The following is a 19,929-nucleotide window of genomic DNA, read 5'->3' as shown; positions in this document are numbered from 1 at the left end:
ATATCTATTATTATTTGTCGTTCAGATAAGGTACGCTACATCTTCTCAAATACTCCGGCAATACCCTGACCACCCCCGATGCACGCGGTAACTAATCCATACTTTCCGTTCCGTCGATGAAGTTCATGAATGATCTGCGTGGACAATTTCGCACCGGTACAACCCAATGGATGACCCAGGGCAATGGCTCCGCCGTTGACGTTGAGCTTGTCCAAATCAAAGCCCAGTTCCCGGGTTACCGCCAGGCTTTGGGTGGCAAATGCTTCATTTAGTTCGATCAAATCGATCTGGTCGAGGCTCATATTGGCCTGATCTAGTGCTTTAGGTACAGCAGCGATCGGTCCGATTCCCATATATAAGGGATCTACTCCAGCTGATGCGCAACTGATTAATCGGGCCATGGGGGTGAGGTTTAACCGCTTGACAACTTCCTCACTAACGACTAAGGTGAAAGACGCGCCATCCGACGTCTGAGAGGTATTTCCTGCCGTCACACTGCCCCCTCTGGTAAATACAGGACGAAGCTTAGCCAATGCCTCCAGGGAGGTGTCGCGACGTATTCCTTCGTCAGTATCGACGGTATAATTCCGTTCTTTGCGTTCACCCTCTTCTACATAGACCTGATGGACTTCAAAAGGCACAATCTGAGATTCGAAATAGCCTTTATCGATAGCGTGAGCGGCATTTTGATGTGAACGCAGGGCAAACGCATCCTGGTCTTCACGTGAAATGTCGTATTTACGAGCTACCGCTTCGGCTGTTAACCCCATAGAGACCAGATGGTCTGGTGTGTTTTTTACAACATCGTACTTCGGGGCCATTTTTAAGCCGGTCATAGGAATCAGACTCATGCTTTCTGCACCGCCAGCTATAAATACATGCCCCATTCCTGAGCGAATTTTGGCGGTCGCCATAGCAATAGTTTCGAGACCCGATCCACAATACCGGTTCACGGTCACTCCAGGAACTTTTTCACCCAAAGCTTCCAGGCTAATTCGGCGTCCGATCTGCAGTCCCTGTTCGCCCATGGGGTTGGCACAGCCGACCAATACATCATCTACTTCGCTGGCTTCCAGTCCGGGAACTTCATCCATGATGCGATTAATGACGGCGACGGCCAGATCTTCTGGACGGGTAAATCGAAAAACCCCGCGTGGCGCTTTGCCTACTGCTGTACGATAACACTTTATGATGTATGCTTCCATTATTTTTAGTTATTGGATTAATGAGTAAATTAGTTGCGAAGTGGTTTTCCGGTTTCCAGCATATGCTGTATTCGTTCCAGTGTTTTTTGCTCTGTACACAGACTGAGGAATGCCTCACGTTCCAGATCGAGCAAGTAGGTTTCGCTGACTTCTTGCGGCGCACTCAAGTCTCCACCACACAATACATGAGCGATTTTACTGGCTATCTTGGCATCGTGCTCGCTGGCATATCGTCCCAAACGGAGTTCGTTGATTCCTAATTCCAGTGTACCTAGTCCAGATCTTCCCAATACTTTAATGTCATTGCGAACCGTGGGCGCTACATAGCCATCGGCCAAATCGAGCACCTGATGTCTGGCCAAAGTAATGCGATCGTCCTGTTGCATGACGATTTTGTCTTTTTTATTGAGGTATCCATATCTTATAGCTTCGTGCGCGGAGGTGGAAACTTCACCCATTGCTACCACTTTGAACCAATCCATAAGGATGTTATTGGGTACCAGAGAACCTGCATATTCATCCGCTGCCCGGACAGCAAACTCCTTACTGCCACCTCCCCCGGGGAGAAGACCGACTCCTACTTCCACTAATCCGATGTAGGATTCAGCAGAGGCGATTGTACTGTCGGTGTGCATGACGAACTCACAACCACCCCCGAATACATAACCCTGAGTAGCTGCCACAACGGGAATTTTGCTGGTGCGAATGCGCATGCTTGTGTCCTGAAATAATTTTACAGCCATATGAAGTTCATCAAATTCCTGTTGGAAGGCCAAAGAACCGATCAACATTAGATTGGCTCCTACTGTAAAGTTTTTAGCGTCATTCGCAATGACCAAGCCTTTCCAGTCTCCTGATTCAGCAAGATCAATCGATTCTCCGATACCGCGTAGGATGCCTTCACCAATGGTATTGGATTTACTGGTGAATTCCAGACCCAGTACTCCTTCTCCGATATCATGTAATACCAACTCATCATTGGAGAAAACAGGCTCTTTTGATTTGAACCAGGCCATTTTGATCTGATCACCAGTGCCCGGTATTTTTTTATAATCCTGATCCTTTAAGTCATAATAGTGAGGTGTATTCTCCTGAATCTTATAGAATTTGTCTGCGTCGGAATTTTGGTAGGCTGTTATCCATTCAGGTACGTCCATGCCCATCTGTTGTCCGATCTCGATCATTTTATCGACGCCAATAATATCGGCGTATTCGAATGGACCGTAGTTCCAGGCAAAACCAGCTTTTAGGGCTTGATCGATGCTGTAAATGTTTTCTGATATTTCAGGGATCTGGTTAGCTGAATATAAAAAGGTAAAAGCCAATGATCGGCGGATAAGTTCCGCCCCTTTGTCATCCATCTTCCATAGGGCTTGTAGTCGTCGGGGAACATCTTCGATTTGTTTCGAAGTTTTCAGACTTTGTATATCCGATGAAGGTGCTTTTTCGTATTCTAGGGATTCGAGATTGAGTTCCAGAATGACAGATCTTCCTTTGTCGTCCTTTTCGTCGGTTTTGAGATAAAAACCTTGTCCGGATTTATTTCCCAGGTATTCGTTTTCAACCAAATAATTCAAAAATTCAGGGATCTCCATTTTTTGGATTTCCTGATCGTCCGGACATCGCTCCTGAAGACCTTTCATGACCTTGACTGCTGTGTCGAGACCGACCAGATCTCCGAGCCGAAAAGTGCCCGTTTTAGGACGACCGATCGCCGGACCGGTCAATTTATCTACTTCATGCAAGCGCAGTCCCAATTCTCGGGTTAATTCAAAAACCTTGGCCATGGATGAGACTCCGATCCGGTTTCCGATAAAGGCTGGAGTGTCTTTACACCGCACGGTTTCTTTTCCAAGATTGGTTTGACCAAACTCCATAAAGAATTCGACGACAGCTTCATCGGTATCCGCTGTAGGTATGATTTCCAACAGCCTCAAATACCGTGGTGGATTGAAGAAGTGGGTCCCCAGAAAGTGTTTCTTAAAGTCTTCAGAGCGGCCCTGGGCCATCATATGGATGGGTATTCCGGAGGTGTTCGACGATACGACGCTGCCTTTCGCCCGGTATTGGTCGACCTTTTCAAATAATGATTGTTTGATGTCGAGCCGTTCTACGATGACTTCTATGATCCAATCGTAATCCTTAATTTTTTCCAGATCATCTTCAAAGTTGCCGATGGTGATCCGATCCGCCATATCAGCAGTGAACAGGGGAGCGGGTTTAGATTTCATTGCCTGCTTCAGCGCTTTCGCGGCCACGGCATTGCGAGCTTGAGAATTTTTTGACTGATCTTCAGTCAGGTTTTTAGGAAGCATGTCCATCATAAGCACGGAAAACCCGGCATTGGCAAGATGGCATGCGATTCCTGATCCCATTATACCGGATCCCAGGACAGCTACTTTATTTATACGTCGCATAATATCGTTTTTGAATTTGACTCAAAGTTAAAAAATTCATCGTAGTAATCAAATTAAGAAATATTTATTTGATCGGAAGTCATTATTTTAGGGTGATAAGATAATAAATTCAAATTATTTATCATTCTATCTTAAAATTTACCTCCTGAATTTTTTTTAAATATTACGTATTATAATTATTGATAATATATTATTATCCGTAAATTTGGGAATTACTTCAAACCAGTATAAGTTTTATGAATCTACTAAATTTCATTGCATTGCTTCAGGATCAAGCAGTAAATCTTGAAGAACAAACAACCATTGAACGGGAAAGTTTATTTGAACTCATTACCAAAAGTGGATGGATTGGGATCGTTATTGTGCTGATATTAATCGCCATGTTCGTCGTTGCTGTTTATTTATTTGTCGAGCGGTATTCTGCGATTCAACGAGCCGGAAAGATTGATGATAATTTCATGAACAACATTCGGGCCAGTGTTCAGGCGGGGAATATTATGGGCGCCAAAGCACTTTGCCAAAGTAACGATTCACCAGCTGCGCATATGATCGAAAAGGGGTTGATGAGAATCGGCAAACCATTGACCGATGTCAATGCCTCGATCGAAAATGTGGGCAACCTTGAACTTTTTCGCTTGGAAAAAAACCTAAGTACGTTGGCATCTATCGCCGGAGCAGCTCCCATGATCGGATTTTTTGGGACGGTAACCGGTATGATTTTGGCGTTTTACCAAATGGCCACCGCTGAGAATGTAACACCCGACGTATTGGCTGGCGGAATTTATCAGGCATTGATTACGACCGCATTTGGCTTGTTTGTGGGCATTTTTGCATTTATAGCGTACAACTTATTGGTTTCCAGTGTGGAAAAAGTAGTCTATAAAATGGAGCGTACTTCGGTTGAATTTATGGATTTATTGCAGGAACCCGTTAATACTCCTTAATTTATGGCACTTAAAAAAAGAAGTAAGGTCAGCGCAGAATTTAGTATGTCGTCCTTGACAGACATTATCTTTTTGCTGCTGATATTTTTCATGCTGACTTCAACGTTGGTGAGCCCCAATGCATTGCGGCTTACTTTACCCAGTAGTAGTTCCAAAACCGTGGCTCCCCAGTCATTTACCATATCTATAAAAAACAATGGAAGCTATTACCTCAATGGAAAAGAAATGAGTCTTGGGAACATTGAACAGCAATTACGTGTTGAATTCCAGAAAGGAGCTGAGAAAAAACCGACGGTCGTCATTGCGGCCGATAAGACCAGCCAGCTTAGTTATACCGTGCAGGTGATGGATTTGGCGAATCGATTGGGTGCTCAGGCGATTATTGCGACAGATCCGGCCCGCTAAGACATTTTAGTGAAGGCATAAAAGGAATTCCAGGCATGCTACAGTCCTTATGGGGTCCATGTGGAAACGGTGATCGGCTGCGTCGCTCCTTATAAATCTTAAAAAGTCATGACAGAATTTGAAACACATCCAAAGGATCGGAAAAAAGCACGAAGGGTCAGTGTGATTGTTAATATCGTATTGATTATCTTATTACTCGTGCCATTTATGTCTTTCCAGGTGCCCCCGCCCGGCGAAGAAGGAATTCTAGTGAGTTTTGGTATGCCTGATATGGGACGGGGTGACGATCAACCGGATACACAGCAGGAAGAGGAGGTTCCACCACAGCCTGTGGAGGAGATTCCAGAACCTGCCGAACCCGAACCTGTAGAAGAACAAGCCGTGGAAGATGAAGTGGTGACCCAGGAAGATCCGAATGCGATTGCACTTAAGAAAAAAGAAGAGGAGGAAGCGCGTAAAAAAGCGGAGAAGGAACGTCAAGAAAAACTGGAAGAACAGCGCCGGCAGGAAGCAGAAGCGAAGAAAAAGGCAGAATACGATGAAGCCAAAAAACAATTTGGCGACTTATTTGGTGGCGGGAAAGGAGAGACCGATACCGAAGGTAATCAGGGAGATCCACTCGGCGATCCCAATTCTGATAACCTGGAAGGCCTATCCACCGGAAGTGGTTCTGTGGGGGGCGGCCTGGGTGGACGAAAAATTCAATACAAACCCCAGGTGGTTGAAAGATCTCAGAAAACGGGCCGGGTGGTAGTCCGGGTATGCGTTGGTGATACTGGAAAAGTGATCAGTGCTGATTTCACGCAAAGAGGAAGTACCACAGGAGATTCGGACCTGGTAACGACGGCATTGAAGTTTGCGAAGCAATATCGGTTCTCTGAAAGTACCGTAAGCAGACAGTGCGGGACGATTACATTTGACTTTAAGGTGAAGTAATAATCTCCTCCGGGAGTTCCCAAGATCTGGAGTCCCCGGGTGGAAGGAGCTTCAGCTCCTTAAAGATGGATTTATACCCTAGAGCTGGAGCTTATGCTTCCTGAGCTCCCCATGAGCTGGAGCTCATGCTTCCCGGGTTACCCAAGAGCTGCTATCTATTCTTTCCCGAGCCCCAAGTGCTCGATGTTTCGACTACATTTTCTCCTTTCCGTTTCTTTTTGTATTGACGACACCCGATGGAACATCTTCCGCGGAATCATCCACGGAAGCATCCTCATGGTGGTTTTGTTCGGGTGCCTTTGATCCCAGGTACTGCGGCAGGTTCATTCCCGCCATGTCAAATACATCATGCATCGGTGGAACAGACCGGTATAGATTGCTAATGAAATTGGCGGTCGAACTTTTGGTTGCTTCGCCATTGCCGTCTGAGCCGCCCTCCCATACCGTGACTTTATCGATTTTAATGTTCTTGATCGCTTCCACCTGCATTTTGACCAGTTCTTCCAGTTTGTCTGCTATAAGCATCAAAACGGCATCCTGAGTGTTCCCATTCGTTGCTTTCACGATCTTATCGAACCCTTCGGATTGCTTGCTCAGAATCTCTAGCATACCGCGTGCTTCAGCTTCTTTTTTCATATAAATCGCATCGGCTTCTCCCTTGGCGATTAAACGCTTTTTCTCTGCTTCGGCTTCTGCAGCAATAGCAATTTTCCGTTTCTCAATTTCTGCATTGACGATTTCGTCGGCTTCCTGGCGCGCTTTTTCCCGGGCTGCCCGCGCCATTTCCGCTTCTTTTTCCGCTTGATATGATTCTTCCAGGGCTTTTGCTGCCTGAATTTTTTCGGATGCAGTTGCCCGGCTCAGGGCTTCGGCTTCTTTTTCCCGTCGTATGGAATTGGACATGGCTACTTTAATTTTTGCCTCATTTTCACCTTCAATGGCTTCGGCATCCGCATCAGCGATTCGTACACGGGAGGTTTTCTTGGCATCGGCTTCCCCCGAAACAGCTTCTGCTTCATAACTCGCTACCTTGATGCGTCGCTCCTTATAGGCTAACGATTCACCAACGGATCCTTCCCTTTCTTTTTCCGCAACCCGGACTTTGGCTTCGTTCACCGCATGAGCAGCAGCTTCTTTACCCAGTGCTTCAATATAACCTGATTCATCTTCGATGTCGGTGACATTTACGTTAATCAATGTCAATCCGATTTTCTTCAGTTCACTGCCTACGTTAGAAGCCACATTGGAGAGGAATTTGTCGCGGTCTGCATTGATCTCCTCAATGTCCATGGTGGCAACGACCACCCGCAGTTGTCCGAAAATAATGTCTTTACAGATATCCCGAATCTCATTGGTGGATTTCCCCAGCAGACGTTCTGCTGCGTTGACCATGGTCCCTTCCTGATTGGAAATGGCGACGGTAAAGCGAGAGGGCACATTGATCCGGATATTCTGTCGACTCAATGCATTGCGCAAATCTACATCAATGGAAATCGGTGATAAATCCAGATAGGCATAATCCTGAATGACCGGCCACACGAAAGCAGCTCCACCCGCTAAGGTTCGGGCTGATCCGCTGCCTGTTTTTCCGTAAATGACAAGAATTTTATCTGAAGGACATCGCTTGTAACGCGTGATGAACAATAAGATCAGTAATATGGCCAAACCGATCAGCCCTGCGATTAATATTAAAGATGTGTCTAAGCCCATTTTTCTTTGATTTATGTGGTTAATATTTATTTTGACATATGAAATTTTAAATTTTCAGAACACACAAATCATTTTGTCTATTCAATTTTCAACTTTTTCCACCAATAGTACATTCTCGGGTAATACTTCCAGTACCCGGACTTTCTCTCCGGTATGAATTTTTTCATGATCCTGTGTCACGGCATTCATCTCACGTAGACTCCTGTTTAGTGTCACGTGCACCTTCCCTTTTCCCTGCTGATCCGGTGGTATGGGTAAATATACACTGCCTTTTTCAAAAATAAGATCGAGCGTATCTGCGGTCCCCGATTCGGTGAAATCGGAGAATTTTTTCATTAAAAAAACGACCAGAACCATTGCAACAAGCCCGGAAAGGAATGAGTAGGGGATAATTTGCCAAAGTGAACGACCTTCACCAATCAACAACACACTGGTCCAACTGAAAAAAGTCATGAATGCCGTCAGAGCTTTCAGGCTGAATATAGGGAAACCACCTCCTGAATCTGCATCGGTACCTGTTTCAACGTCACTGTCTGCATCAAACCCCAACAAATTGATCACAAATACAATGAGAAATAATGCCGATGAAAATAACGCGAATCCCCAGAAGAATTGCCCGGTTCCCGAGAGTGTGCCCCACCAATCATTAAGAGAAAGAACAAGCATGGCTTTTAGTTAAGGTCAATTAAGCTGTTTAGATAAGTTCCATAAGGCTTCGGTGTCGTGAATTATAACAATAACCGAAAGAAAGATAAAATAATTCATTTTTTTTGAAATATTAGAGGAATTAATCCGGAGTAGTTGCGAATCAATCTGTTTTCTTCCCTCATTGAGCTCACATCAACATTTGGTCTTGTGCTATCTCCACTATGGAGACTGCAACAACTTGCATTCAAAAATAGAAGCTGGATTTATGATCTGGGCTGGTCCAATTCAGGAAGTTCTTGACTTTAGGATGACCTGGCTGAACGGGAAAACAAGGGGAATAACAGGGATAATATGATATAAGATAAGGAAGTAATCAATACCGCTAACCGCCAGTTAACGAATAGCCCGCCGAGAAATATGAGAATTAATAAGAGGCTTAAGATCTGATCCAAGGTATACGAATTACCCAATGAAAATTTTATAAACCGAAGCGATATGTTCATCATAAAGGTCAGGAATAGAGATAAAATGAGAATGAACACCGGGTCCGACAGCATTTCCAACGATGGATAAACCGTATTATCCAGGTTAACCCAAATCGCAAAAACTGTCATGGCCATCGCGGGACTGGGCATGCCCATAAAACCACTATCTCCTTCTTTCCCGGTATTGAAACGGGCCAGGCGCAGAGCTGCTCCAGCTGCTAACAAAAATATAAGACCATAAACCGGCCATTCCCTGATTTCCACAGATCGTTCGACAATGTCGATCAGTAAAAAAGTAGGAAAGACACCAAAAGAAATTAAATCAGCCAATGAATCAAGCTGCTTTCCCAGTTCACTGGTTTGAGATAAGAGACGCGCTGAAAAACCATCCAGAAAATCAAAAATCAAGGCCAGTCCAAAAGTGATGATGACTACCCACGATGATTCGTAAAATATGCCAAACAGCGCTATACAACCGCATACCAAATTCAACAGTGTAAAGATGTTGGGCCAAGAAAACATAATACTCTTCAATCTTAATCAGAAACTACTCGTAAATAAGTTAAAATTCCACCGCTTCACCGATCAAATCAATATCTTAACAAAAAATTAATCAAAGTGGCCCGACCCCATTATGTGGTTTCAAAAGAGACCAAATAAAAGAAATTTTTGGAGATCTAAAAGTTATTCGTAATTTCGGTAACGTTAACTTAAAAAAGGATCAATGGAGAATGTCGACTATATAGTGCTAGCTTCTTATTTTTTGGTTTTAATTGGTATTGGAGTCTGGGCCTATTTCAGGGTGCGGTCTTCGGCTGATTTCTATACTGCCGGTGGTAATCTACCGTGGTGGTTGTCCGGGATATCCCATCATGTGTCGGGCTATAGCGGAGTGGTTTTCGTGGCCTATGCAGCGATTGCCTATACCCATGGACTGACCATATATATATGGTGGGCGGTCGGAATCGCGATTGCCATGATAGGTACAACTTTTTTCATAGCCCCACGCTGGGCACGATTGCGGTCCAAGACCGGGATCCAGTCACCAACAGAATATTTGCTAACGCGATACAATTTACCTACCCAGCAAGTGATGGCCTGGAGTGGCGTGATTGTAAAACTATTCGATATTGGTGCCAAATGGGCAGCCATAGGCATTTTGTTAAACGTATTTACAGGTCTTTCTATTGGTTCCGGAATTGCTATTTCCGGGGTGGTTACCCTGATATACATCACCATCGGCGGGTTGTGGGCCGATGTAGTGAACGACCTCTTTTCATTTATCATTCAGTTCGTTTCCGGGATCATCATGTTCGTGGTTATATTACAGCATTTGGGTGATGGCATGGGAGGTGTGGTGTCAATGTGGGACCAGTTGCCTGCCGCTAATTCTCAGCCGTACAATGATCCGTATACCTTTGGGTTCTCAATTGGTTTTATGGTCATTGCTTTTTTTAGTTATAGCGGAGGAACATGGAATCTGGCGACCCGTTTTATTTCATCATCTTCGGGGCAGGTCGCCCGAAAGGCCAGCATGCTTTCGATGATACTTTATCTTATCTGGCCATTTATATTGTTTTTTCCCATGTTTGCGGCGCCGATCTTTTTTCCGGATCTTGAAGATCCCACGCAATCTTATTCGCTGATGGCGATCGAATTTTTACCGGCAGGGATTACGGGGTTGTTGCTTGCTTCACTGTTTTCTAATACGCTGTCCATGGTCTCTTCGGATGCCAATACTATTTCAGCGGTCATTACCCGGGACATAATGCCTGTTTTTATGAAAAAAATCAAAGGATTTTCGCAATCGCGAATGTTAGCTGTGGCCCGGGTGACAACTTTTGTATTTATTCTGATCACGATCATCATCGCGTGGAACTCCAGTTCATTCGGCGGTGTGATTGGATTGATTATTACCTGGTTTTCGGCCTTGCTTGGTCCTATATCCGTACCTATGATTTTGGGACTGTTACCAAGATTCAAGCACAGTGACAGTACCGCCGCGTTGCTTTCCATTTTCGGAGGATTGACAACGTTTGCGTTGTTTAAACTGGCGTTTGCGGTTTCCTATGGATGGGAACTGAGTGGCCCGATTATTACTTCGTTGGTCATTTATGTAGGGTATGCATATATCGTGAAAAAACCGGTATCGGAAGAAGTGGAGGAATTAATCAGTTCTTTAAATCTGGATAAATAAGGAATCATTAGATGCCGACACATCGAAGAACAAAAATGTTAGATGGCAGATTAAAACAACCATATATTGTTTTTTGTCTGCGAGCAAGTTAAATAGCTAGATTTTGGATCAAATGCAATTAGCGGGATACTCGATCAATGAATTATTGGAGATTTACAGACAAGATCTCTTTGATGACTTCCTCCCATATCTCGATACACACATTTATGATGAAAAGTTTGGTGGGTTTATGTGCCACACGGACCAATCGGGGAACCAGGTCTCTCAGATTAAACGCACCTGGTACGATGGTCGGGGGATATGGGTCTATTCGTACCTCTATCGTCATTTTGGTCAGCAGAAAAAATACCTGGATAAAGCAGACAAAACGATTGCTTTTCTATGGGAGGTGGAGTCTTCGGAATATCCGTATTGGCCATGGGGCTATTCTCGAGAAGGGTATCCAATCAAAGATCAAACGCCGGATATCTATGGCGCGCTTTTCATTGCGGAGGGTCTGACTGCCTATTCGGCAGCTAGCGGTCGAGAAATGTATTGGGATAAAGCGAAGTCGATTCTTTTGAATTGTGTTGAAGAATACGACCGAAAAAAATACCAATACAGCCCACATTATACCACGTCAGAAACTACACTTCAGGCGCCCCGGGTTTTAGGTCATTGGATGATCATATTGAATTTGTGTGGTCAGATGCTGGATCAGAAGGACGACCCGGTGGTCAGGAACCTATCGGACCGCAGTATTGAGGCATTGCTGGAGCATCATCTGCATCCCAGGTTTAATTTACTCATTGAGTATCTGAATCATGATCTGACATTACCGGAGTCGCCCCTGGATCAGTTTGCTTACACCGGGCATGGCATGGAGGTGCTGTGGATGATCATGGCTGAAGCGGAACGAAGGGAAGACAATTTATTGTATGAAAAAGCAGCTGACCTGTTTAAGCGCCATGTTGAATTATCGTGGGATGGAGTGTATGGAGGGTTTTTTCATGAGCTGACCCATGTCACGGAGAACAAATGGTTGACCGATAAGGTGCTGTGGGCTCAAGAGGAGGTGCTGACCGGGTTGATGCTCATGATTGCGAAAAACAGGGACCCCTGGGCGATGCGATGGTTTGACCGGGTGTATCCCTATGTACGGGAAAATTTTATTCTGCATGACCACCGGAACCGGCTGTGGGTGAATGGCGGAGACCGGATCATGGAGGAACATCATCAGGTGGATCGATTTGAAAATTATCACCATCCCCGGCATTTAATGATGAATATAAGGGTGCTGGAGAGAATGTTGTCCCACTCAGTTGAGCCGCGATGAGTATAAAGAGGGGTGAGGGCCCTTGGGAGGGGGATTTAGGGGGAGGACCACAATATTTCTTCTTTAAAAAAAGGGTATTTTCCAAGCTTCCTTATCACCAATACCCACACAAATGCTCAATTTCCATTGCGATAAGAATCTACGGAAAATTGACTTAAAGGCATCTGAAAAATATGATTTGATTAAGGCCTGACTTCGGAAATATGTATTGGGCGGTCGGCAGATGCACTACTACCAATTCAATAAAGGGTTCCATATTCCCCCTTTTTATGTAGTTTAGGGACTCAAAACTACTTCAATAAAAACAGATGATTTACGCAATCGCCCTCATTCTGGCTCTGACCTTCATTATTATCGGTATTGTCCGATGGAAGATACACCCCTTTTTCGTACTGCTTTTGGCGGCCATCGGCTATGGCTTCATATCCGGCATGGGTGTCACGGAAATCATCGCTTCCGTAAACGATGGTTTTGGGAGTATCATGGGGAAGATCGGATTGATCATCTTTTTTGGAGTGGCTATCGGTACGGTGCTTGAAAAGTCCGGCGGGGCGATGGTGATTGCCACCCGGATGCTCCAGGTGGTGGGGGAGAAGTCCGTGCATCTGGCCATGTTACTGACCGGTTACATCCTCTCCATTCCGGTTTTTGTGGATAGTGGATTTATTATTATGAACTCGCTCAATAAAGCATTGACCAAAAAAGCGGGTCTGGCCTATGCGGGTACGACAGCAGCACTTGCGTTGGGACTTATGGCGACCCATGTCATGGTCCCACCGACACCCGGTCCGATCGCTGCGGCCGGAATGCTTGACGCTGATCTGGGAAGTGTGATTCTGTGGGGATCGATCGTGAGTATATTGGCTCTGATCCCTTGTTATTTCTTTGCGACCCGTCTGGCATCAAAAGTACAGTTACCCATCCATATCGAGACCGCTCCGGATGCGGCACCTAAACCCCGGTTGGGATTGTCTGTGCTTTGTATTATAGTTCCTATTTTATTGATCGTGGCTAAATCCATCCTGGACTATCCATCCATTGATGCGACCGACTGGTTGATATACCCTTACGTGACCTTTTTTGGTAGTCCGGTGATGGCTTTACTGACCGGAGTAGGGTTGTCCCTCCTGCTTCCTGAAAGACTGGATGATAAAGTCTATTCAGCGACCGGATGGTTGGGGGATGCCTTACTGATCGCAGCGCCCATTATTCTCATCACAGGAGCGGGTGGTATTTTCGGTTCTATGCTTCAGAATTCCGGTATTGGAGATGTCATAACGGGCCTGTTCTCCGGTGGCTCCCTGGGATTGCTGTTTCCTTTTTTGCTGGCTGCTTGTCTCAAAACTACACAGGGTTCGTCTACGGTGGCGCTCATCACGACCGCTTCCATCATGGCTCCGATGATGCCATCACTTGGCCTGGAGGAGCCGCTTCAAAAGACGCTGGCTGTATTAGCGATTGGAGCCGGGTCGGCTGTCGTATCACACGCAAATGATAGTTTTTTCTGGGTGGTGACCCAATTGACGGGGATGAATGTAAAACAGGGTAATCAGGTTCAGACGGTCGGGACATTGATATTAGGGGTGTCGGCTTTTGTGGTTGTGATGGTGATTTCGTTGATCTTGTGATCTATCTGATATTTATATTTCCGTTGACTTGATCGAGTTCATAAACAGAGGTGGAATTGGCCTCATCATGATCAAATATGGTTGACACATCGTTACAACAAAGTACTATGTCTGTTTTTTTGATTTATTATGGCCATATTTAAAATTAGAAATTGGTTGAACCAGGTAAAGAGTGAGAATGAAGATTCTGAATATTACTTTATTGATCATCTGTTTTTTATCCGCGGCGTTAGCACAGAACCGCTTCTCCATCGAAATCCTCGATGAGGAAGCTCATCAGTTTCTGGAGGTAGATAGTGAGATCATAGAATTGGCCCGTGGATTCACCTGGACAGAAGGCCCATTGTATCTGCCGGAGGAGAATACTTTGCTGTTTTCAGATATTCCGGAAAATATGGTTTTGAAAATTGACAGCGAGGGCCGGTTATCGGAGTATTTGCATCCAGCTGGATACTTGGGCGAATCATTTACCGGAACTGAACCGGGATCCAATGGTCTTTTACTGAGTCCGGAAGGTGAATTGGTGTTAATGCAGCATGGTGAACGCCGGGTAGCCAAGATGCTGGCCCCGACCCAGGCTCCGCGACCGGAATATCAATCCTTGGTCGGTCATTATCATGGTAAAAGATTGAATAGTCCCAATGACGGAGCGTACGATCGGGAGGGGAATCTGTATTTCACCGATCCACCCTATGGTTTACCGAAAGGGATGGAAGACCCGGATAAAGAGCTGGGCTTTCAGGGCGTATATTGCCTCCTGGTAAATGATGAATTGGTATTGGTGGATACATTATCCCGACCCAATGGCATTGCCTTGTCACCGGACGAAAGAAAGCTATACGTCGCAGTTTCAGACCCCGGACATGCTGTGTGGTACGAATATGATGTAGTTCGACCCGGACGAGTGAAGAATAAAAAACTGTTCTACGACGTCACCCATCTGATCGGGCAGGAGGGACAGCAGGGACTTCCGGATGGTATGAAAATGCACAGCCGGGGCTATTTGTTTGCTTCCGGCCCGGGCGGTATTTGGATATTCAATGTGGAAGCCAAACCAATAGCCCGGATTTATACGGGAGAGCGGACCTCGAATTGTGCATTTTCAGCAGATGAAAAGACATTGTTTATTACGGCAGATGATTATGTGCTGGCGGTGGAGTTGAAATGATTTTTACCCTGGGTGGACAAGTCGTTTCGGTTAGGTATGTTGCAATTTTTCTTCTATTGCTTCTTTTACCAGTTGGTTCAGACTTTTTCCTTCGAGCAAGGCTTTTTCGAATGCTTTGGAATGCAATTCCGGGTTCAATCTTACATTGAAACTTCCTTTGAATGATTTGAATATTTCTTTTCCTTGTTCCTTGCAGATCTCCTTATAATCCTGAATAGCTTCTTCGAATGCTGATTTGAGTTCATCAACGGATGAACCTTCAAAGGTGACCAAATCATTGACTCCTTCGATCTTTCCATAAAAGACTTCATCTTCGGCTGAAAAGTGGACCGAGCCTATAAAATTTTCATATTTTAATTTGTCCATCATATCAGGTTCTGGTTTTTTAGTTCTTTTACGATATAGTTCTTTATATATTTTTTCAATTCATTACCGGGATGGGGTTTATGAATTCTAATAATGTGTTGGGTAGATTCATGGATAAACGCAACACGAGAGCCAGAAGTTTTTCCGGTTCTTTTTTTCATATATCCTAATTTTCCAAGTAAATATTCGAGTTCCGGGTATGTTACTATTGAGCCTGGAATCAAAAACTTTTGAATCGTTTTATCGAATTTACTCATATAGCAAAGATAGCAATATTGTTTTGCAACTAGTAATTAGTTGCAAAATATTTAATTTTTAATCCACCTTCTTAAACTGCATTAATGGTTGACTATCCCCATCCAGTAATGTTAACTGTAATTCATCGAGCCGGTACCCTTGGACTTTCGCCATTTGTTTATGAAACAAATCAGATTGAGCCATGCCCGGGCAGGCTTTTTTGGTAGCAGCCAAAGGTCCCAACACGAGTTTTTTTGGCGTGATATTTTCAATGGATCCATGATAACGGTTGCACCCATCGATGCCCATGACTTGTCCGGTGGTCAATTTGATTTCGAGGGTGGGACGTTCCAGCGTAGTGCTTTCCCATGCTTTTCCATCAATGGCTTCAAGGGCCCAAATATCATGGAGACGTACGACCGGGTCTAATTTTTTCTGAATTTCTTCTACCAAGGTGTGTTTGATGGAAGAAGCATCGGCCGGTACTTGACTGGGCGGTATTTCATTTTCCCGCACCTTGAGCTTGTAGGTGTATCCGGGCTGCCAGTCAAACCCCTGAATCTCATTGTGAAAATTTTCCCAGGCTCCCGGAATTACCTTTTCTCCTCTTTGGATCTGCAGACACATCTGTTCGCCCACACCGGTACAGACCACCTTGTAGCTGTTGACCCAATAGATGAATTCATTTTCAGCAGTTGCATCTTTTTCTTCGGTGGTTTGATTGCAAGCCAATGTCAGGAGAATGAGTGTTAGGAACAGAAGATTATTGATGGTCATATCGGTTATTTTTACTAATTCTGTGATTGAATATAATATTTTTTATTGAGACAATTGAGTGTAAAGGGTTTAGAAAGTTGAGATGGTTGAGGGGGTTGATGAGGTTTATAAGGTTTATAAGGTGAGGGGGTTGATAAGGTTTATGATGTTTAGAGGGTTTAGGAGGTTTAGGAGGTTGAGAGAGGTTTAGGAAAATTAGATTTGACAGATCTTGGAGATCTGTTAAATCTGTATTCCTCACGTCTTGTTTTTGGATGTGGACTGACTTTGTGAGAAAGGAAGATTTTCGAGCCCTTTAGTTACGAATTTTTGAAGGGACTAACTCGAGGACAACCTCCACATTTTCTGTAACTTTGCAAAACTAAAATTGGCATTAAAATGGACATCGCGCCCTTATTTCAGAATAAAGATAAAAATGAATTACTCGAGTTTCTCCGACAAAATGCATTTGGTCTTTTGGTCAGTCAGGGAGACCATCATCCGGAGGCATCCCATGTGCCCTACACCATTGCGGAAGAAAAAGGGGTATGGTATCTTTATTCACATATCGCCCGAGGCAATCGTCATACCCACTTCCTGAACGAGCAAAATTCACATTTATTTATTGTCCAGGGCGTGGATCACTATATCTCCTCCACTTGGTACGATCATGAAAATGTTCCCACCTGGAACTACATTTCAGTGCACGTGACCGGTACGGTTGAGATCCAGACTGGTGAGGCTGCATTGGATAATATCAAACGACTGATGGATGACCTCGAACCGCCGGAGGAAAGCCATCGATCCATGGAGAAACTGGATCCGGAGATGGTTTCGCGTCACATGCATGGTCTGGTGGCTTTTCGGATGATAATTGAAAATATAGAGGGAGCTAAAAAGCTCTCTCAAAACCGGGATAAGAAAAACCGATCCAATGTGATCCGCGAATTGGAACGGTTGAATAATCCACAGGCTGCAGAGGTGGCCAAAGAAATGCGTAATAATGAGTAATGAATGTTGAGTGGAGAGCAGTTATAAGTGATTTATTATCCGACGGACCGTGGATGTGATATTTCCTTAATTTATTAATGTAAGACTTTTTTTAGCGGTAGTGGACGTATTGATCTGGAATTACGTTGTATTCACATCTGATTGTCTGGAATTTCATGGAATTATGCGAAAAATAAGTTTTGTCACGATATTGACCTTGATGACGTTGCTGGGGATGACCCAGGAGGTCACGATCGATGGTTATGTAGAAGAAATGGGGTCGGGGGAGAAACTGATCGGTGCCAATGTAATGAACATGAAGTACCGGAATGGGACCACAACCAATGAATACGGGTTCTACAGCTTGACGGTTCCTGCAGGTGAGGTCAGTCTGGTGTTTAGTTATGTGGGGTACGAGCGCGATACGCTGTTATAGACGGCCAGCTCGGATACGACGATTGACGTCCGACTGTCCAGTGCAGTTCAGTTGGAAACGGTCCAAGTTCGCGCAGACCGGGTCCACCGGATTGAGGAAGAAAGTCAGATGAGCCGGAATGAAGTACCGGTGGAACAAATTCGAAAGCTCCCGGCCTTGTTGGGAGAAACCGATGTGCTCAAGACCTTGCAGCTAATGCCCGGGGTGCAGAGTGGGGCAGAAGGAACCTCCGGGATCTTTGTCCGGGGTGGAAGCATCGATCAAAATCTGATCCTGGTGGACGAGGTACCTATCTACAACCCGACCCATGTTCTGGGTATTTTTAGTTCGTTTAATTCCGATGCCATCAAAAGCGTCAGCATCACCAAGGGCGGATTCCCGGCGCGGTATGGCGGACGGTTATCTTCCGTGGTCGAGGTCATTATGCGGGACGGTCATTTGAATGAATTTCACGGCTCGGGCCAGATCGGATTGGTTTCCTCCAAGCTTTTATTCGAAGGTCCCATCGTCCCGGAGAAGAGTTCATTTCTAGTCTCCGTACGACGATCTTACATTGATATTATCGGCCGACCTATCGCGAAGCTCGCTCAGAAAGATATGAAGGAAAAAGTAGTTCCGACTGCTTATTTTCATGACCTTACTGCTAAAGCCAACCACCGGTTCAATAAAAAGCACCGGTTGCTGTTCAGCGGGTATTACGGCGCAGATAATTATGGGGTGAAGTACCGGGATGTCACCAACGAAACAGATGCCTATGTCAAGTGGGGCAATTATTTGGGATCGCTGAATTGGAATCACCGCATGGCCCCAAAACTATTTGCGAATACCACCCTGACCTATACCCGGTACCGGCTGAATAATGATATTGGTTACTCATACACAGATGGAGAAGACCGTGAATTTTTGAATTCTCTGTACTATTCTGGAATCACGGACTTAGGATTTAAGTATTCGCTGGATTATGCGCCCGGAAACCGACATTCTCTGAAGATGGGGATGGAGTGGACCCATCATACCTATAGCCCGGGTGCTTTGACGTATCGTTATGAATTGGACGGAGAAAAGGATGACCAGGATTACAGTCAATACCATTTGAAATCAATGGAGGGTGCTTTTTATGTGGAAGATGATATGGAATTTGGCCGGCTCAAAATGAATGCCGGATTGCACTATTCCCAGTTTTTTACGGAGGGGGAGTTCCATCATTCTCTGCAACCGCGTCTGAGCATGCGGTATAAACTTCCGGGAAACTGGGCATTAAAAGCATCTTATGCCAGGATGGCTCAGTATGTCAACTTGTTGACCAGTGAAGCGCTAAGTCTTCCCACAGATCTGTGGGTGCCCAGTACGTCGAGCATCCGGCCTCAGACCAGCTGGCAGGGAGCCATCGGTGCAGCAAAAACCCTGTGGGGTGATTATGAACTTTCCATAGAAGGGTATTACAAAGAGATGAATCATGTATTGTCGTATAAACCCGGGGTGAGCTTTATCATTGATCCGGTATCCGCTTCGGATTGGCAGGAGAAGATCACGGAGGGGCGCGGATGGTCCTATGGGGCAGAATTTCTTTTTCAGAAAAAATTTGGTCGGACCACGGGTTGGGTGGCATACACATTGTCCTGGAACAACCGGCAGTTTGATGAGATCAATAAAGGGGAAGTATTTCCTTTTAAATATGACCGACGGCACGATATCAGCGTGGTTCTGTCGCATGACCTTTCCGATAAGTGGTCGTTTTCCGGGGCTTGGATTTATGGAACGGGCAATGCCTACTCCATTCCCGATACTCATTTTCCGGCACCAGACGGTTATTTTGGCGTATATGGAGGCTATTCGGTGTATTCGGATAAAAACAACTACCGGATGTCGGATTATCATCGGTTGGATGTTTCATTCAAGCGGACGAAGGAGAAGAAATGGGGAGAAACCTTCTGGACCTTTGGAGCGTATAATACTTATTCCAGGATGAACCCGTTTTTTGTCACTATGAGTGAGGATTTCTACGGAAGAAGGTTGAAAGAAGTAGCCATATTACCTGTCATTCCATATTTCAGCTGGGGATTTAAATTTTAAAGGAAATAAGCTG

Annotated in this window: 18 protein-coding genes; 10 read left to right on the top strand and 8 right to left on the bottom strand. The window is 45.0% G+C overall.

From position 1 onward, the window contains the following. Positions 1 to 35: 35 nt before the first annotated feature. Together KUV50_RS04780 and KUV50_RS04775 are read right to left on the bottom strand one after the other, a co-directional pair. Entirely contained in the window at positions 36 to 1,205 is a 1,170-nt protein-coding gene (locus KUV50_RS04780; RefSeq protein WP_222578960.1) for a thiolase family protein, read from the bottom strand. A gap of 29 nt (positions 1,206 to 1,234) precedes the next feature. After that, positions 1,235 to 3,622 carry a 3-hydroxyacyl-CoA dehydrogenase/enoyl-CoA hydratase family protein gene (locus KUV50_RS04775; protein WP_222578959.1) on the bottom strand — a complete coding sequence of 796 codons (2,388 nt, stop codon included), beginning with the start codon at positions 3,620 to 3,622 and terminating at the stop codon, positions 1,235 to 1,237. Positions 3,623 to 3,858: 236 nt separating this feature from the next. On the opposite strand from KUV50_RS04775, the gene KUV50_RS04770 reads away from it, so the two are divergent. From KUV50_RS04770 to KUV50_RS04760, 3 genes are all read left to right on the top strand, one after another. Continuing rightward, positions 3,859 to 4,566 carry a MotA/TolQ/ExbB proton channel family protein gene (locus KUV50_RS04770; protein WP_222578958.1) on the top strand — a complete coding sequence of 236 codons (708 nt, stop codon included), beginning with the start codon at positions 3,859 to 3,861 and terminating at the stop codon, positions 4,564 to 4,566. A 3-nt stretch (positions 4,567 to 4,569) separates the two neighbouring features. Beyond that, entirely contained in the window at positions 4,570 to 4,971 is a 402-nt protein-coding gene (locus KUV50_RS04765; protein ID WP_222578957.1) for an ExbD/TolR family protein, read from the top strand. A 108-nt stretch (positions 4,972 to 5,079) separates the two neighbouring features. Further along, on the top strand, positions 5,080 to 5,907 hold the full coding sequence (locus KUV50_RS04760) for a cell envelope integrity protein TolA (RefSeq protein ID WP_222578956.1): 828 nt from the start codon (positions 5,080 to 5,082) through the stop codon (positions 5,905 to 5,907). 192 nt (positions 5,908 to 6,099) lie between these two features. On the opposite strand, the gene KUV50_RS04755 is transcribed toward KUV50_RS04760, so the two are convergent. The 3 genes from KUV50_RS04755 to KUV50_RS04745 form a co-directional block, all read right to left on the bottom strand. Then, positions 6,100 to 7,617 (bottom strand): flotillin family protein, encoded by a 1,518-nt coding sequence (locus KUV50_RS04755; RefSeq protein WP_222578955.1) that lies wholly within the window; start codon positions 7,615 to 7,617, stop codon positions 6,100 to 6,102. Between the two features lie 81 nt (positions 7,618 to 7,698). Further along, positions 7,699 to 8,283: a hypothetical protein gene (locus KUV50_RS04750; RefSeq protein WP_222578954.1), complete on the bottom strand. Its 585-nt coding sequence runs from the start codon at positions 8,281 to 8,283 to the stop codon at positions 7,699 to 7,701. 284 nt (positions 8,284 to 8,567) lie between these two features. Further along, positions 8,568 to 9,272 carry a CDP-alcohol phosphatidyltransferase family protein gene (locus KUV50_RS04745; RefSeq protein ID WP_222578953.1) on the bottom strand — a complete coding sequence of 235 codons (705 nt, stop codon included), beginning with the start codon at positions 9,270 to 9,272 and terminating at the stop codon, positions 8,568 to 8,570. A 202-nt stretch (positions 9,273 to 9,474) separates the two neighbouring features. Between KUV50_RS04745 and KUV50_RS04740 the strand changes: the two genes are divergently transcribed. The 4 genes from KUV50_RS04740 (at position 9,475) to KUV50_RS04725 (ending at position 15,058) form a co-directional block, all read left to right on the top strand. Then, complete coding sequence (locus KUV50_RS04740) at positions 9,475 to 10,947, top strand: sodium:solute symporter family protein (protein WP_222578952.1); 1,473 nt, start codon at positions 9,475 to 9,477, stop codon at positions 10,945 to 10,947. 112 nt (positions 10,948 to 11,059) lie between these two features. Next, on the top strand, positions 11,060 to 12,262 hold the full coding sequence (locus KUV50_RS04735) for an AGE family epimerase/isomerase (RefSeq protein WP_222578951.1): 1,203 nt from the start codon (positions 11,060 to 11,062) through the stop codon (positions 12,260 to 12,262). A gap of 308 nt (positions 12,263 to 12,570) precedes the next feature. Beyond that, on the top strand, positions 12,571 to 13,890 hold the full coding sequence (locus KUV50_RS04730) for a GntP family permease (RefSeq protein ID WP_222578950.1): 1,320 nt from the start codon (positions 12,571 to 12,573) through the stop codon (positions 13,888 to 13,890). A 178-nt stretch (positions 13,891 to 14,068) separates the two neighbouring features. Continuing rightward, positions 14,069 to 15,058: an SMP-30/gluconolactonase/LRE family protein gene (locus KUV50_RS04725; RefSeq protein ID WP_222578949.1), complete on the top strand. Its 990-nt coding sequence runs from the start codon at positions 14,069 to 14,071 to the stop codon at positions 15,056 to 15,058. 30 nt (positions 15,059 to 15,088) lie between these two features. On the opposite strand, the gene KUV50_RS04720 is transcribed toward KUV50_RS04725, so the two are convergent. From KUV50_RS04720 to KUV50_RS04710, 3 genes are read right to left on the bottom strand one after another with little or no spacing between them, the layout of a single operon-like run. After that, positions 15,089 to 15,427: a type II toxin-antitoxin system HicB family antitoxin gene (locus KUV50_RS04720; protein WP_222578948.1), complete on the bottom strand. Its 339-nt coding sequence runs from the start codon at positions 15,425 to 15,427 to the stop codon at positions 15,089 to 15,091. After that, complete coding sequence (locus KUV50_RS19685; protein WP_222578947.1) at positions 15,424 to 15,681, bottom strand: type II toxin-antitoxin system HicA family toxin; 258 nt, start codon at positions 15,679 to 15,681, stop codon at positions 15,424 to 15,426. The genes KUV50_RS04720 and KUV50_RS19685 overlap by 4 nt, the downstream gene beginning before the upstream one ends. 58 nt (positions 15,682 to 15,739) lie before the next feature. Then, positions 15,740 to 16,438 (bottom strand): DUF4377 domain-containing protein, encoded by a 699-nt coding sequence (locus KUV50_RS04710; protein WP_222578946.1) that lies wholly within the window; start codon positions 16,436 to 16,438, stop codon positions 15,740 to 15,742. Positions 16,439 to 16,816: 378 nt separating this feature from the next. On the opposite strand from KUV50_RS04710, the gene KUV50_RS04705 reads away from it, so the two are divergent. The 3 genes from KUV50_RS04705 to KUV50_RS04700 all read left to right on the top strand — a co-directional run bounded on the left by KUV50_RS04705 (position 16,817) and on the right by KUV50_RS04700 (position 19,916). Further along, complete coding sequence (locus tag KUV50_RS04705; protein WP_222578945.1) at positions 16,817 to 17,428, top strand: FMN-binding negative transcriptional regulator; 612 nt, start codon at positions 16,817 to 16,819, stop codon at positions 17,426 to 17,428. A gap of 163 nt (positions 17,429 to 17,591) precedes the next feature. Then, positions 17,592 to 17,843: a carboxypeptidase-like regulatory domain-containing protein gene (locus tag KUV50_RS19375; RefSeq protein ID WP_261395001.1), complete on the top strand. Its 252-nt coding sequence runs from the start codon at positions 17,592 to 17,594 to the stop codon at positions 17,841 to 17,843. Positions 17,844 to 17,894: 51 nt separating this feature from the next. Then, positions 17,895 to 19,916, top strand: a complete 2,022-nt coding sequence (locus KUV50_RS04700) for a TonB-dependent receptor plug domain-containing protein (protein WP_261395000.1) — start codon at positions 17,895 to 17,897, stop codon at positions 19,914 to 19,916. Positions 19,917 to 19,929 lie beyond the last annotated feature (13 nt).

The organism is Membranihabitans marinus (genome assembly GCF_019802045.1).
GTDB lineage: Bacteria > Bacteroidota > Bacteroidia > Chitinophagales > Saprospiraceae > Membranihabitans > Membranihabitans marinus_A.
This window is presented reverse-complemented; position numbering and strand designations above follow the sequence as displayed.

What these genes read in the sequence shown, in the direction of transcription:
- KUV50_RS04780 (WP_222578960.1), bottom strand. Translation starts at nt 1,205, where the DNA reads ATGGAAGCATACATCATAAAGTGTTATCGTACAGCAGTAGGCAAAGCG.
- KUV50_RS04775 (WP_222578959.1), bottom strand. Translation starts at nt 3,622, where the DNA reads ATGCGACGTATAAATAAAGTAGCTGTCCTGGGATCCGGTATAATGGGA.
- KUV50_RS04770 (WP_222578958.1), top strand. Translation starts at nt 3,859, where the DNA reads ATGAATCTACTAAATTTCATTGCATTGCTTCAGGATCAAGCAGTAAAT.
- KUV50_RS04765 (WP_222578957.1), top strand. Translation starts at nt 4,570, where the DNA reads ATGGCACTTAAAAAAAGAAGTAAGGTCAGCGCAGAATTTAGTATGTCG.
- KUV50_RS04760 (WP_222578956.1), top strand. Translation starts at nt 5,080, where the DNA reads ATGACAGAATTTGAAACACATCCAAAGGATCGGAAAAAAGCACGAAGG.
- KUV50_RS04755 (WP_222578955.1), bottom strand. Translation starts at nt 7,617, where the DNA reads ATGGGCTTAGACACATCTTTAATATTAATCGCAGGGCTGATCGGTTTG.
- KUV50_RS04750 (WP_222578954.1), bottom strand. Translation starts at nt 8,283, where the DNA reads ATGCTTGTTCTTTCTCTTAATGATTGGTGGGGCACACTCTCGGGAACC.
- KUV50_RS04745 (WP_222578953.1), bottom strand. Translation starts at nt 9,272, where the DNA reads ATGTTTTCTTGGCCCAACATCTTTACACTGTTGAATTTGGTATGCGGT.
- KUV50_RS04740 (WP_222578952.1), top strand. Translation starts at nt 9,475, where the DNA reads ATGGAGAATGTCGACTATATAGTGCTAGCTTCTTATTTTTTGGTTTTA.
- KUV50_RS04735 (WP_222578951.1), top strand. Translation starts at nt 11,060, where the DNA reads ATGCAATTAGCGGGATACTCGATCAATGAATTATTGGAGATTTACAGA.
- KUV50_RS04730 (WP_222578950.1), top strand. Translation starts at nt 12,571, where the DNA reads ATGATTTACGCAATCGCCCTCATTCTGGCTCTGACCTTCATTATTATC.
- KUV50_RS04725 (WP_222578949.1), top strand. Translation starts at nt 14,069, where the DNA reads ATGAAGATTCTGAATATTACTTTATTGATCATCTGTTTTTTATCCGCG.
- KUV50_RS04720 (WP_222578948.1), bottom strand. Translation starts at nt 15,427, where the DNA reads ATGATGGACAAATTAAAATATGAAAATTTTATAGGCTCGGTCCACTTT.
- KUV50_RS19685 (WP_222578947.1), bottom strand. Translation starts at nt 15,681, where the DNA reads ATGAGTAAATTCGATAAAACGATTCAAAAGTTTTTGATTCCAGGCTCA.
- KUV50_RS04710 (WP_222578946.1), bottom strand. Translation starts at nt 16,438, where the DNA reads ATGACCATCAATAATCTTCTGTTCCTAACACTCATTCTCCTGACATTG.
- KUV50_RS04705 (WP_222578945.1), top strand. Translation starts at nt 16,817, where the DNA reads ATGGACATCGCGCCCTTATTTCAGAATAAAGATAAAAATGAATTACTC.
- KUV50_RS19375 (WP_261395001.1), top strand. Translation starts at nt 17,592, where the DNA reads ATGCGAAAAATAAGTTTTGTCACGATATTGACCTTGATGACGTTGCTG.